Origin of the sequence: Achromobacter sp. (assembly GCF_032113835.1) — a bacterium.
Classification (GTDB): domain Bacteria; phylum Pseudomonadota; class Gammaproteobacteria; order Burkholderiales; family Burkholderiaceae_B; genus Achromobacter.
Genome location: NZ_DAMCTG010000069.1, coordinates 16,772 through 30,434 on the forward strand (window position 1 = coordinate 16,772; position 13,663 = coordinate 30,434).

Consider the following 13,663-nt stretch of genomic DNA (forward strand, 5'->3'; position numbering starts at 1 on the left):
ATGACATGGAACACATGAACGGCGCCGAAGCGATGGTGCGGATGCTGCAACACAACGGCGTCAAACATATTTTCGGCCTGTGCGGCGACACCACCTTGCCGCTTTACGACGCGCTGTATCGCCTGGATCACGGCATGCAGCACATCCTGACGCGAGACGAGCGCAGCGCGGCCTACATGGCCGACGCCTATGCGCGCGTGACCGGCAAGGTCGGCGTGTGCGAAGGCCCGAGCGGCGGCGGCGCGACCTATCTGCTGCCCGGCCTGGTCGAAGCCAATGAATCGTCGATTCCCGTGCTGGGCATCACGTCGGACGTGGCCGTCGGCTCGCGCGGCAAATACCCGCTGACCGAATTGGACCAGGAGGCGCTCTACCGCCCGCTGACCAAGTGGAACCGCACGATCGACCGCGCGGACCAGATTCCCGGCATGGTGCGCGCGGCTTTCCGCGCCATGACGACCGGCAAGCCTGGCTCGGCGCACCTGTGCTTTCCCTATGACGTGATGAAGCAGGAAGTGGATGCGTCCGACGTGTGGGCGCAGCCCGAGCACGGCAGCTTCCCGGCCATGCGCTTCGCGCCGGATCCCGCCGACGTGGCGCGCGCCGCGCAACGCCTGGTGGCGGCGCGCTCGCCGGTGATCATCTGCGGTGGCGGTGTCGTCATCGCCGGCGCCTGCGGCGCGCTGCAGGAAGTCGCCGAGGCCTTGAAGGCCGCGGTGTGCGTGACGGTGAGCGGGCAGGGCAGCCTGGCCGACACCCACCCGCTGAACGCAGGCGTGGTCGGGTCGAACGGCGGCGTGATGGCCACGCGCGACGTGGTGGCGGCTGCCGACGTGGTGCTCTTCGTGGGCTGCCGAGCGGGGTCGACCTCGACCGAACACTGGCGCTTCCCGAACCGCAATGTGCCGATCCTGCACATCGACATCGACCCGATGGTGATCGGCGCCAACTACCTGACCGAAGTCGGTCTGGTGGGCGACGCCAAGCTGGCGCTCGAAGCGCTGTCCGCCGAAGTGCAGGCGCGCATCAAGCATCGGCCGTCCGACGCGACCGACGGCGCGGTGCTGGCCGGCCGCGCCAAGGAGGCGCGCCGCGCGCAGCTCGAGCCGCTGGCCGCCAGCCTTGATGCGCCCATCCGCCCCGAGCGCGTGGTGCAGTCGCTGAACCGCCTGTTGCCCGACGATGCGGTGGTCTGCGCGGACCCCGGCACGCCTTGCCCGTACTTTTCGGCCTATTACGACGTCTCGCGTCCTGGCCGTCACTTCATCACCAACCGCGCCCACGGCGCGCTGGGCTTCTCGATGTCGGCGGCGCTGGGCGCCTGGGTCGGCCGTCCGCAATCGAAGTGCGTGTCGGTGATGGGCGACGGCAGCTTCGGCTTCACGGTGGGCGAGCTGGAAACCATCGTGCGCCACAAGGCGCCGCTGCTGATGGTGGTGTTCTCGAACTCGGTCTACGGCTGGATCAAGGCCAGCCAGAAGGCCGGCTACGACAAGCGCTACTACAGCGTGGACTTCAACCGCACCGACCATGCGCGCATTGCCGAAGCCTATGGCGTGAAGGCATGGCGCGTCGAGGACCCGTCCAAGCTGGACGCCGCGATCAAGGCCGCCATGGAACACGATGGCCCCGCGCTGATCGATGTGATCGCGCAGCCGCTGCAGGACACGGCGGCGCCCGTGAGCCAATGGATGGGCTGATGCGGTAATCGCATTCCTTGCATCACAATGGGGCCCTTCGCGGGGCCCCAATTTTCTTGGCCGGGCCGATTAGAAAAAAATTCCCTGGCGGCGGGCGCGCTCCTATACTGGATCGCTTCGGAGCGGCGGGCCGCGGAGGTCCGGCGCCGTCAACGCGACAGCAGAGAGGGCAGGCATGGACCTGGGGATCAGCGGCAGAAAGGCACTGGTGTTTGGCGGCAGCCGCGGCATGGGACGCGCCTGCGCCCTGCAGCTTGCGCGCGAGGGCGTGGCGGTGACCATCGCGGCGCGCAACCCGCAGACGCTCGAGCAGGCCGCCGCCGAGATATCGCGCGAGACCGGCATCGGCGTGGGCTGGGTGTCCGCCGATCTGACGCTGCCGGAAGGGCGCGACGCAGCGATCGCCGCCTGTCCGCATCCCGACATCCTCATCAACAACGCCGACGGCCCGCTGCCGGGCGACTTCCGGGACTGGTCGCACGACGACTGGATCGCCGCGCTCGACGCCATGATGCTGGGACCGATCGACATGATCCGCCGCGTGGTGGACGGCATGGTCGAGCGCCGGTTCGGCCGTATCGTCAATATCGTGTCGCGCAGCGTGAAGGCGCCGCATGCCGAGCTGGGGCTGTCCAACGGTGCGCGCTCGGGCCTGATCGGCTTCGTGGGCGGCCTGGCGCGCCAGACCGTGCGCCACAACGTCACGATCAACAATCTGCTGCCTGGCGCTTTCGCCACCGATGCGCAAACCCGGCACATCCAAGGCATGGTGGAGCAGGGCGGCAAGACGTTCGAGCAGTTGTGGGACGAACGGGCGCGCAGCAATCCCGCCGGCCGGTATGGCCAGCCAGAGGAACTGGGCGCGCTGTGCGCGTATGTCTGCTCGGCGCATTCCGGCTACATGACGGGGCAGAGTCTGCTGATCGACGGGGGCGGCTACCCCGGGACCTATTGATGGCGTCAAGACATCCCATGGACCAGACGGACCTGAAGATACTCGCGCTGCTGCAGAAGGACGCCGCCTGCTCGGTCGCCGAAGTGGCCGAACAGGTGAACCTTTCGGTGACACCATGCTGGCGCCGGATCCAGAAGCTGAAGGACGACGGTGTCATTGCGCGCAACGCCATCCTGCTGGATCCCCGTGCGCTGGGCCTGAACCTGACGGTGTTCGTGTCCATCCGCACCAGCCAGCACAACGAGAAATGGACGCAAAGCCTGATCAATGCCGTGATGGCCCTGCCCAATGTGGTCGAGTTCCATCGCATGGCCGGCGACGTGGACTATCTGCTGAAGGTGGTCGTTGAGGATATGGCGGCCTATGACCGCTTCTACCGCCGGCTGATCGGCGCGGTGGATCTGCTGGACGTCAGCGCCAGCTTCTCGATGGAAGTCATCAAAAGCACCACGGAATTGCCGCTGGGCGCGGTGTAGCCGCGACGCGCGCAAAATTTTTCCTGAGTCCCACTCCGCCGCGGATGCAAATTTCTTTCTGCGTGTTGCGCGGGCCCAATCTGGCAATGCTTTTGCGCGGTGCGCGGCGTAGGATATCGCTCACTCCAGTCTTGGAGTGAATCGGGATATCAGAGGACCCTATGTCGTTGGCAGTGCCCGCCGGCTGCGCCGGATTGCAAGAATCGCGGCAAGCAGCATCGGTGGATGACCTCCTGGCCGGCTGGAACGGCGTCGACGACCTGTGGGTGTTCGCCTACGGTTCCCTGATCTGGCATCCCGGGTTTGCCTGGCGCGAGCGGCGCCTGGCTACGGTGCGGGGCTATCACCGCTCGCTGTGCCTGTGGTCGCATGACCATCGCGGGTCGCCTGACAATCCCGGCCTGGTGTTCGGACTGGATCGCGGGGGTTGCTGCCGGGGCGTTGCCTTCCAGATTGCGGCCAGCGACGTGCCGCAGGTCTTTGAAGCCTTGTGGCGCCGGGAAATGGTCACGGGCGCCTACCGCCCGCGCTGGCTGACCTGCCACACCGATGCCGCGCCGGTGCGCGGTCTGGTGTTCCTGTTGAATCGCACCTGCCGCGAGTACGCGGCCGATCTCTGCGACGATCGTCTGCTGACGTCCGTGCGCAATGCGGTCGGACATTCCGGACCTTGCCTGGACTACGTGGTGGAAACGGCGCGCGCGCTGCGTGCGCATGGCATCGACGACTGGCGGCTGGGCGACCTGGTGCGCAAGCTGGGCCACGCGTTCTGACGCGATCAGAACTGCCAGCGGCCGAACATGAACAGCACATTGCCCGCGCCGCTTGAGCCTGGGATGTACGTGGCGTAAAGCATGGCGTCCTTGTAGCCCGCGCTGACCAGCGGCAGGATGCCGGGAAACGGCACGTAGCTCATGATGTCGTGGCGCGCGGTGAGGAACACGGTATAGCCCGCGCCCAGCCGGAAGTCGTCGCTGACCTGTCCGATCTTCAGAAAGCCATAGCCGGCGATGGGCTGCACCTTGGAGTGCGAGTCCAGAAACGCCATGGCGTACAGGCCCTGCCAATCGCCGTCCTCGTCGTAGATGCTGCGGCCGTAGCCGCCGCCCCAGGCGAGTTCGCGGAAGCTGTCGATCTTTTCGGCGCTGTACTTGGCGCGGTTGTGCCAGGCCCAGCCGCTGACATACAGGTCGTTGCCGCCTTCGGACCAGATCTGGTCGATGCGGTTGCACGCCGACTGAGCCCACGAGGGCATGTCTTCGCAAGCGTGGGCGGATACGGTGAAAACGGACAGCAGCAGGCAGAGCAGCGCGGCGCGGAGTCTGGCGGTCATTGCGGGCCCCAGGGTGAAAATGACAGTTCCGTTACTGTAACGGAGCGCGTGTCATCTTCCCTGTCAGCGGGCTGTCACCTGGGGGGCGCAAGGGGTGAGACCGTCCGATGCGGCGCCGGGATGTGGCGGGAGCGCTACAACAGAAAGATCGTGGCCAGGCCCAGGAAAATGAAGAAGCCGAGCGAGTCGGTGGCGAACGTGAGCAGCACCGACGAGCCCATCGCGGGATCCTTGCCGAAGCGCGCGCGCACCATGGGCACCAGCACGCCGACCGACGCGCCGACCAGCATGTTGCAGATCATGGCGGCCATCATCACCAGCGCGATGGACAGCGAGCGCGAGATCACCCACGCGAACAGGGCGGCCACGAGGCTGCCGCACAGGCCGACCAGCAAGGTCACGAACAGCTCGCGCTTGACGAGCTGCCACAGGTTGCGCCCGGTGATCCGGCCCATGGCCAGCGCCCGGATGATGAGCGTCATGGTCTGGTTGCCGGAGTTGCCGCCGATGCCTGCCACGATCGACATCAGGAACGCCAGGATGACGATTTGGCTGACCGTGCCCTCGAACTGCGACGCCACGAACGAGGCCGTGGCGGCGGTACAGAGGTTGAACAGCAGCCACGGCGCGCGGTTGCGCAGCGCGGTGCTGACCGGGGCGAAGATGTCTTCTTCCTGCAGACCGGCGCGCGACAGCGCCTGTTCCTGCGAGTCTTCGCGCATCACGTCCACCACGTCGGCAATGGTGACTCGGCCGATCAGCCGGCCCTGGTCGTCCATCACGGGGGCGGAAACCAGGTCGTAACGTTCGAAGGCGCCGGCCGCGTCCGCGTCGGAGTCCAGCGGGTTCAAGGTCAGGAAATCGGAATTCATGACCGCCCGCACTTCGGTCTCGGGCTCGCTGACCAACAGGCGCGACAGGGGCAGGATGCCCTGCAGCTTGTCCTGGCGGTCCACGACGAAGATCTGGTCGGTGTGGTCGGGCAGTTCGTGCAGCCGGCGTAGGTAGCGCAGCACGACTTCGAGCGTGACGTCCTCGCGCACGCGCACCATCTCGAAGTCCATGATGGCGCCGACGCTGTCTTCCGGGTAGCCCATGGCTTCCAGGAGCTGCGCGCGTTCTTCCTCGGTCAGGCCCTTTTGCACCTCTGCCACCACGTCGGGCGGCAGGTCGGGCGCCAGGTCGGCGAGCTCGTCCGCGTCCATGCTTTCGGTCGCGGCGACGAGATCCTGGCGGTCCATTGCCTCGATCAGCGATTCGCGGACCCAGTCTTCGACTTCGAGCAGGACGTCCGCGTCGTGCTCGGGGCTGACCAGCTTCCAGATCGCCTGGCGCTCGTCCTTGGGCAGCGATTCAAGAATGAAGGCGATGTCGGCCGGGTGCAGGTTGTCGACAAGCGTCTTCAACTCAGCTTCGTGCTGGCGATGCACCAGATCTTCGACCAGGGGCGCCTTGGCGTCGCCTTCTTCCTGGCGGTGGACCAGGCTTTCGACGAGCTGCTGCCGCCGCAGGCGCTCCTGGACTTCCGCGAGGGCGGTCTGGGCGTCTTCCGGATCGAGGCGGCGGGGCGTCGCGGGCGGTTTCTGCGCGGCGGCGGACTGCGTCATGCGTTACGGCTCAAAGTGTGGGAAGAGGGCGGCTGCGCCGCGCTTCGTCGGTGGCGACATACGTCAGCGTGGCCTCGGTGACCTTGACGACTTCGGCGTCCAGCCGCTGGCGTTCCGCGTAGACCTCGACGGAGACCGTGATGGACGTGGTGCCGGTCTTGACGATGGCGGCGTAGAAGCTGAGCAGGTCGCCCACGAACACGGGCTCTTTGAACTGGAAGGCATTGACCGCCACGGTGGCCACGCGGCCGGCGGCGCGGCGTGCGGCGGGGATGGACCCGGCGATGTCGACCTGGGCCATGATCCAGCCGCCAAAAACGTCCCCGTGGATGTTCGCATCGGCCGGCATCGGCATGACGCGCAACACCGCGTCGCGATGGGCAGGCAGAGTCGTAAACGGGGTTTTGGTGCTGGAGGTCATGCGGCCGACTCCAATGCTAGAGAACCAGCCGATTATGCAGGAAAAACGAGACGGCGGCGTGCGCGTTGGCGCCCGCCGCACCACTCGCCGTTCCAACCCCGCGCGGCGATCAGGTTGCCAGCTTGACGATCCCGTAGCCGCCAACCAACAGCCAGACGTAAAGGATGAAGCCCAGGGCCATCACGCGCGGGCCGGCCTTGCGGATTTGGGCGAAGCGCGTTTCGATGCCCAGCGCGGTCATGGCCATGGTCAGCGCGAAGACGTCGAGCCGGCGGATGGCCGCGACGATATCGGCGGGAATGATGTCCAGCGAATTGATGATGGCCAGCACCAGGAACCCGACGGCGAACCAGGGGATCGGAAGTTTGGCGCTCTTGCCCTGGCCGCCCGCGTGGGAGGCGGCGCTGCGCAGGTACATGCCCAGCACCAGCAGCACGGGCACCAGCAGCGCCACGCGGGTCATCTTGACGATGGTGGCAACTTCGGTGGTGGCCGGGTCGATGTTGCTGGCGGCGCCCACGACCTGCGCCACTTCGTGCACCGTGCCGCCGATGTAGATGCCGAGCGCCTGCGTGTCGAAATTCAGCCAGCCCGCGTGATAGAAGACGGGATACAGGAACATGGACAGCGTGCCGAACAGGACGACGGTGGCAACGGCCACCGCGCTCTTGTGGGGGGCAGCGCGCAGCGTGGGCTCGAACGCCAGCACCGCGGCGGCGCCGCAGATGGCGCTGCCCGCGGCGGTCAGCATGGCGGTGTCGCGGTCCAGTCCCAGCAGGCGCTGGCCGACGACGGTGCCGATCAGCAACGTGCCCACCACCACCGCCACCGATACGGCCAGCCCCGGCATGCCGACGGCGGCGATCTGCTGGATGCTGATGTTCAACCCGTAAAAGGCGACCGCGATACGCAGCAGCCGGCGCGCGGTGAAGTTGACGCCGACGCCCCAGTCCGCGGGCATGGTGCCGCGCAGGAAGTTGCCGTACAGCATGCCGCAGACGATGCCCACGACCAGCGGAGAAAAGCCGAGCTGGCGGATGAAGGGCAGATCGGCCAGCTGCATCACGGCGCCGGCCATCAGGCCCACGAACAGCACGCCGTTGAGCTTGTCGCGCCAAGGCGTGGCGGCGGCAGCCGGTGCTGCGGCAGCCGGAGCGGCTGGGAGGGGAACGGCGGTGCTGGTCGAGGTATTCATTACTGGCCCTTTGGGCATAACTACATAACTAGACGAAATATTAGATCCGGCCGTATTATTTGAAAAATCTTCAATCTAAATATTGAATATCAGAAATTCTGATATCGACGCCCATGACGCCGGATCAATTGCTCACATTTGCCGCAGTCGCCGATACCGGCAACATCAGCCGCACCGCCCAGGCGCTGCATCTGTCGCAGCCCGCAGTGTCGGGTCAGTTGCGCGCCTTGCAGGAGTGGTTTGGCGAGCCGCTGTACCGCCGCAGCGGGCACGGCATTGCGCTGACAGAAGCCGGCGAGCGCCTGGCTGAGCAGGCGCGGCAGTTGCGCCAGGTGTACCGGCAGGCGCAGGCGGTGCGGGAATCGTGGCGCGGCCTGGAAACCGGCGCGCTGCGGCTGGGCGCCAGCACCACGCCGGCCAGTTATCTGTTGCCGCGCCTGGTGGCCGACTTTCGCCATGCGTTTCCGGCCGTCAGCCTGCATCTGTCGGACGGCAATACGCGCGAGATCGTGGATCGTCTGCCGGCGCTGGATCTGGCGTTCATCGAGGGCGATGTGCCAGCAGGGCTGCCCGCCGACACGGCGGTGCACGCGTGGCGGCAGGACGAAGTGGTGGCGATCGTGCGGGCGGATCACGCCTTGGCGGGCAAGGGCGCCGCGACGCTAGGGGATCTGGCGGGGTCGCCGCTGGTGATGCGCGAACCCGGTTCCGGCGTGCGCCGGCTGGTCGAAAGGGCGTTCAGCGATGGCGGTCTGGCGCCGTCGGTCGGCCTGGAACTGGCGGGGGTGGAAGGGGTGAAGCAGGCGGTGCGCGCGGGGTTGGGCGTGGGCTTCGTGTCCGTGATGTCGATGCGTCACGAAGACGGGGCGCTGGCGGCCCTGCGTCTGCTGCCCCGGCCGCTTACCAGAACGCTGAGCATCCTGGTCCCGCACGCCGACGCTGCTGCCCGCGCCGCCGAACGCTTTCTGGCGATGTGCCTGGCGGTCGGCGGGCCGGACGCGGGAGCGGAATGACGGCCAGGCCGTTCAGGCCTTGGCCAGCCGCTTGAGCGCGAGCTGCACCCAGTAGGTGCCGCCCAGCGGCAGCAGATCGTCGTTGAAGTCGTAGCTGCCGTTGTGCAGCATGCAGGGACCCAGGCCGTGGCCGCTGTCGCGGTGTTCGCCGGTGCCGTTGCCGATCCACACGTAACAGCCTGGCAGTTCCTGCAGCATGAAGGCGAAGTCTTCCGCACCCATGGTCGGCTGCACGTTGGCGTTGACGTTGTCCTCGCCGACGATGTCGCGCAGCACGTCGGCGCAGAACGCGGCTTCGTCGGCGTGGTTGATGGTGGGCGGATAGTTGCGCTGGAACGTGAATTCGACTTCGCAGTCCATCGCCGCGCTGGTGTGGCGGGCGATCTCTTCCATACGGCGTTCGATCAGGTCCAGCACGTCCAGCGTGAAGGTGCGCACCGTGCCGCGCAATTCGGCGTGGTTGGGCACGACGTTGTCGGCGCTGCCCGCGTGGATCTGTGTGATGCTGAGCACGGCCGCATCCAGCGGATTGCGGTTGCGCGTGACGATGGTCTGCAGCGATTGCGCCATCTGCACCGCGGCCATGACGGGATCGATCCCCAAATGAGGCATGCCGGCGTGCGTGCCCTTGCCCTTGATGACGATCGAGAATTCGTTGCTGGAGGCCATGATGGGGCCGGGCGTCAGACCGAACTGGCCGGGCTTCATGCCGGGCCAGTTGTGCATGCCGAACACCGCTTCCATGGGGAATTGCGTGAAGAGGCCATCGTCGATCATGCGCTTGGCGCCGCCGCCGCCTTCCTCGGCCGGCTGGAAGATCACGTAGACCGTGCCCGCGAAATCGCGGTTCGCAGCCAGGTATTGGGACGCGGCCAGCAGCATGGCGGTGTGGCCGTCGTGGCCGCAGGCGTGCATCTTGCCTTCGTTCTGGCTGGCATGCGCGAAGGTGTTGACTTCCTGCATGGGCAGCGCGTCCATGTCGGCGCGCAGGCCCACGGCGCGATCGCCGGGCTGGTTGCCGCGGATGATGCCCACGACGCCCGTGCCGCCCAATCCGCGATGGATCTCGATGCCCCATTCCTCGAGCTTGGCCGCCACCACGTCGGCGGTGCGGAACTCTTCGAAGGCCAGTTCGGGATGCGCGTGGATGTCGCGTCGGATCTTGGAAATATCCTGGTGCCAGGCAACGATGGGTTCAAGGAGTTTCATGAGCGAACTCGGGCGGAATATGGGGAACGGACAAAGGGTATCATCATTCAAAAATCAATTTAATGGAGACAAATACCATGACGCGTCCGTGGCTTGCTCAGTATCCCCAAGGCGTTCCTGCGGAGATCTCCACCGAGGAGTATTCCTCGCTCACCGACTTGCTGGACCGGGCCTGCAAGCGTTACGCACCGCGAATCGCCTGCACGGCGATGGGCAGCAACATCACGTATGCGCAGCTTGACGGGCAGGCGCGCGCGTTCGCGGCATGGCTGCAAGGCCTGAACCTCGCAAAGGGTTCGCGCGTGGCGCTGATGATGCCCAACGTGCCGGCGTATCTGGTGTGCATGCTGGGATCGCTGCGCGCGGGCATGACGGTGGTGAACGTCAATCCGCTCTACACCGCGGACGAATTGCAGCGCCAGTTGCTGGACAGCGGCGCGTCCGTCATCGTCATCCTGGAAAACTTCGCGCATACCTTGCAGCAGGTCTCCAATCGCGGTGAACTCAAGCACATCGTCGTGACCGGTCCGGGCGATCTGCTCGGCGGCCTGAAGGCGCCGTTGGTCAACCTGGCCGCGCGCTATATCAAGAAGATCGTGCCTGCGTGGCACATCGACGGCGCCCATGCGCTGCCCAAGCTGCTGCGCGAAGGCGCGCACATGCCCTTCAATCCGCCGGCCATTTCGATGGACGACGTAGCGGTGCTGCAGTACACGGGCGGCACCACGGGCGTGCCAAAGGGCGCGATGCTGTCACACCGCAATCTGGTGGCCAACGTGCTGCAGACGGAAGCGGTGGCGCAGCCGGTCGTGCATGACCTGGCGGACCAGCAGCTCACCATCATCAGCGCGCTGCCGCTGTATCACGTGTTCGCCATGACGGTCTGCGGCCTGTATGCCCTGCATGCGGGCATGCGCAACGTGCTGATCATCAATCCGCGCGATCAGCCGTCGCTGATCAACGCATGGCGCAAGACGCCGGTAAATCTGTTTCCGGGCGTCAATACGCTGTTCAACGCGCTGGCGCATAACGAAGACTTTGCGAAGCTGGATTTTTCCGGCCTGCGGCTGACGCTGGGCGGCGGGATGGCCGTGCAGCAGCAAGTGGCCGAACGCTGGCTGAAGATCACCGGCCGGCCGCTGATCGAAGGCTACGGCTTGTCCGAGACGTCGCCGGTGGCGACGGTCAATCCCACCAACGCGACGGCGTACTCCGGTTCGATCGGGCTGCCGTTGCCGTCGACGGATGTGGCGATTCTGGACGACGCCGGCAACGAGGTGCCGCTTGGCGAGCGTGGCGAGGTCGGCATCCGCGGGCCGCAGGTCATGCTGGGGTATTGGCGCAAGCCTGATGAAACGCGCGATTCGATGACGGCAGACGGCTACTTCCGTACCGGCGACATCGGCATCATGGACGACCAGGGCTATACGCGCATCGTGGACCGCAAGAAGGACATGATCGCGGTGTCCGGATTCAAGGTCTATCCGAACGAAGTCGAGGCGGCGGTCGCGCAGCATCCCGGCGTGCTGGAGTGCGCGGCGATTGGGGTGCCCGATGAGCACTCCGGCGAGGCGGTCAAGGTGTTCGTCGTGAAGAAGGATCCGTCGCTGACCGAAGAGCAGGTGCAGCAGTGGTGCAAGGACAAGCTGACGGGCTACAAGCGCCCGCGCTTTGTGGAGTTCCGCGACGAATTGCCCAAGAGCAATGTGGGCAAGATCCTGCGGCGCGAGCTGCGGCCGGACGCGCAAGCCGCGGCGGCATCCGCGAAGACGTCCGCGTAAGCGCCAGAGGCCGCGCAAGGCGGCCTCTGGTGTCCAGGCCGCCTCTCGGCTGCCTGCGGCTTGAGTTTCAGCCCTGCTTGTCCAGATGCGGGGCAATCATTTCATGCAGCGCGCGTTCGATGGCGGGATTGCCCGCCACCACGCGCCCGCCGATCGGCCAGGGATCCTGCTTGTGCATGTCGGTGCACACGCCGCCCGCTTCGCGCAGGATCAGCGTGCCTGCGGCCACGTCCCAGGGCGCCAAGCCCATTTCCCAATAGCCGTCGTAACGGCCGCAGGCGGTCCAGGCCAGGTCCAGCGCGGCGGCGCCCATGCGGCGCACGCCGCGTGAACGGTTGATCGCGTCATGCAGCATCGGCATGTATTGCGCGGCAAATGAGAAGTCGCGGAACGGGAAGCCCGTGGCCAGCACGGCGTCTTCGATCGTCTGCGTGCGCGAGCACGTGATCCGCCGGCCATTCAGCCATGCGCCCACGCCGTACACGCCCGTGAACAGCTCTTCGCGGCAGGGGTCGTAGACCACGCCGATGACCGGCGTATCTTCGGCCAGGGTCTGGTTGGCCGACATCGACGTGCCGGCGTGCGCGATCAAGGCGATCGAGACGGCGTAGTGCGGGATGTCGTGCAAGAAGTTGGTGGTGCCGTCGAGCGGGTCGATGTACCAGGTGGCCGCGCCCTGCGCCTTGCCGCCGGTTTCTTCGGCGACGATGCCGAACTTGGGCGTGCGCGCCTTCAGCTCCTGGATGATCGCGGCTTCCGCCTCGCGGTCCGCTTGGGATACGAGATCGTTGCGGGCCTTGCGATCGATCACGAGATCGGCGCGGTGGTGCGCGTAGGATTGCAGGATGGCTGCGCCGGCATGGGCGGCCGTGACTGCCGCGTCGATCGCGGCGCACAGGTCGATGGGCGAAGCCAGCGATTGGGGCTGATCGTAGGTATCCATTGGCCCAGTGTAAGCCCGCCCATGCGTCAAACCTGTGGCAAACGGGCTAATCCATTGGACGGCGTGGTGCGCATCCAACGCGAATCGGCCGGTGGCCCGATAATTCGCGCTTCATCGTATCTGTATTTAATTGGGCTGGATGTCTGTGACTTACGTTCCGCTGGTTCCCGCAAAGGCTGGTGTCGATGCCGACGGCAGGCTGGCCAGTTCTGTCTATGGCGACGTCTATCACTCGCCGTCCGGGGCGCTGGGCCAAGCCGAGCACGTCTTCCTGCGCGGCAACGGTCTGCCGGAGCGCTGGCGGGGCCGCGCCTCGTTCACCGTCTGCGAAACGGGCTTTGGGCTGGGACTGAACTTCCTGGCGCTGTGGCAGGCGTGGCGGGACGATCCGCAGCGGCCCGCGGCGCTGCACGTCGTCTCGATGGAAGCGCACCCGTTTTCGCGGGACGACGTGGCCGCGCTGCTGGCGCGCCACGCGCCGGAGCCGCTGGCGGGGTTGGGACGCGCGCTGGCTGCGCAGTGGCCGGCGCTGCTGCCGGGACTGCATCGGCTGGAATTCGAGCATGGCGCCGTCACGCTGACCCTGGGCTTTGGCGATGCGCAGGTGCTGGCGCCGCGCCTGGGGGCGCGGGTGGACGCCTTCTTCCTGGACGGCTTTGCGCCCGAGCGCAATCCCGAAATGTGGGCGCCGCCGCTCCTGCGCGCCTTGGCCAGCGTGGCCGCGCCGGGCGCCACGGTCGCCACCTGGGCCTGCACCGGCGAACTGCGCCGCAATCTGGCCGACGCCGGCTTCGACGTGCGGCGGGCGCCCGGATATGGGGGCAAATGGCATATGACGGTGGGGCAGGTCCGCCAGGCCGGAAGCGCCGCGTTGCCGGCGGCGGTCTCGTCGGAACGGCATGCGGTGGTCGTGGGGGCGGGGCTGGCCGGCGCGGGCATCGCCCAGGCGCTGGCGGGCCGCGGCTGGCGCGTCACCGTGCTGGACGCCGCCCGGTCGCTGGGCGCGCCGGCGCATGCCGGCCATCTGGCG

At 66.7% G+C, this 13,663-nt stretch carries 13 protein-coding genes; 7 read left to right on the forward strand and 6 right to left on the reverse strand.

Annotated features, from left to right (window positions below):
* Positions 1 to 5 precede the first annotated feature (5 nt).
* The 4 genes from RT697_RS20415 to RT697_RS20430 all read left to right on the forward strand — a co-directional run bounded on the left by RT697_RS20415 (position 6) and on the right by RT697_RS20430 (position 3,904).
* Positions 6 to 1,700, forward strand: coding sequence for a thiamine pyrophosphate-binding protein (locus tag RT697_RS20415; protein ID WP_175125624.1), 1,695 nt, complete (start codon positions 6 to 8; stop codon positions 1,698 to 1,700).
* 175 nt (positions 1,701 to 1,875) lie between these two features.
* Complete coding sequence (locus RT697_RS20420) at positions 1,876 to 2,655, forward strand: SDR family oxidoreductase (RefSeq protein ID WP_313701370.1); 780 nt, start codon at positions 1,876 to 1,878, stop codon at positions 2,653 to 2,655.
* A 17-nt stretch (positions 2,656 to 2,672) separates the two neighbouring features.
* Complete coding sequence (locus RT697_RS20425; protein WP_313701372.1) at positions 2,673 to 3,131, forward strand: Lrp/AsnC family transcriptional regulator; 459 nt, start codon at positions 2,673 to 2,675, stop codon at positions 3,129 to 3,131.
* 161 nt (positions 3,132 to 3,292) lie between these two features.
* Positions 3,293 to 3,904 (forward strand): gamma-glutamylcyclotransferase, encoded by a 612-nt coding sequence (locus RT697_RS20430; RefSeq protein ID WP_313701374.1) that lies wholly within the window; start codon positions 3,293 to 3,295, stop codon positions 3,902 to 3,904.
* Between the two features lie 5 nt (positions 3,905 to 3,909).
* Here RT697_RS20430 and pagP read toward each other — a convergent pair whose 3' ends face one another.
* The 4 genes from pagP to RT697_RS20450 form a co-directional block, all read right to left on the reverse strand.
* Positions 3,910 to 4,464, reverse strand: coding sequence for a lipid IV(A) palmitoyltransferase PagP (gene pagP, locus RT697_RS20435; RefSeq protein ID WP_313701377.1), 555 nt, complete (start codon positions 4,462 to 4,464; stop codon positions 3,910 to 3,912).
* 134 nt (positions 4,465 to 4,598) lie between these two features.
* A complete protein-coding gene (gene mgtE / locus RT697_RS20440; protein ID WP_313701379.1) occupies positions 4,599 to 6,071 on the reverse strand; it encodes a magnesium transporter in 1,473 nt (490 codons plus the stop codon).
* 10 nt (positions 6,072 to 6,081) lie between these two features.
* Positions 6,082 to 6,492, reverse strand: coding sequence for an acyl-CoA thioesterase (locus RT697_RS20445; protein WP_056569253.1), 411 nt, complete (start codon positions 6,490 to 6,492; stop codon positions 6,082 to 6,084).
* A gap of 109 nt (positions 6,493 to 6,601) precedes the next feature.
* On the reverse strand, positions 6,602 to 7,687 hold the full coding sequence (locus RT697_RS20450) for a YeiH family protein (protein ID WP_313701380.1): 1,086 nt from the start codon (positions 7,685 to 7,687) through the stop codon (positions 6,602 to 6,604).
* 113 nt (positions 7,688 to 7,800) lie between these two features.
* Between RT697_RS20450 and RT697_RS20455 the strand changes: the two genes are divergently transcribed.
* The gene (locus RT697_RS20455) at positions 7,801 to 8,700 is read left to right on the forward strand and encodes a LysR family transcriptional regulator (RefSeq protein ID WP_313701382.1); all 900 of its coding nucleotides are present in this window, start codon (positions 7,801 to 7,803) and stop codon (positions 8,698 to 8,700) included.
* Between the two features lie 12 nt (positions 8,701 to 8,712).
* On the opposite strand, the gene RT697_RS20460 is transcribed toward RT697_RS20455, so the two are convergent.
* Positions 8,713 to 9,909: a M20 aminoacylase family protein gene (locus tag RT697_RS20460; RefSeq protein WP_105237375.1), complete on the reverse strand. Its 1,197-nt coding sequence runs from the start codon at positions 9,907 to 9,909 to the stop codon at positions 8,713 to 8,715.
* A gap of 77 nt (positions 9,910 to 9,986) precedes the next feature.
* Here RT697_RS20460 and RT697_RS20465 point away from each other — a divergent pair, with 77 nt between their 5' ends.
* Positions 9,987 to 11,690, forward strand: a complete 1,704-nt coding sequence (locus RT697_RS20465) for an AMP-binding protein (protein ID WP_313701384.1) — start codon at positions 9,987 to 9,989, stop codon at positions 11,688 to 11,690.
* Between the two features lie 67 nt (positions 11,691 to 11,757).
* Here the strand turns inward: RT697_RS20465 and RT697_RS20470 are convergent, their stop codons facing one another.
* Positions 11,758 to 12,633: an inositol monophosphatase family protein gene (locus RT697_RS20470; protein WP_313701385.1), complete on the reverse strand. Its 876-nt coding sequence runs from the start codon at positions 12,631 to 12,633 to the stop codon at positions 11,758 to 11,760.
* A gap of 139 nt (positions 12,634 to 12,772) precedes the next feature.
* Between RT697_RS20470 and mnmD the strand changes: the two genes are divergently transcribed.
* The coding region (gene mnmD / locus RT697_RS20475; RefSeq protein WP_313701387.1) for a tRNA (5-methylaminomethyl-2-thiouridine)(34)-methyltransferase MnmD at positions 12,773 to 13,663 on the forward strand (891 nt) is incomplete at its 3' end.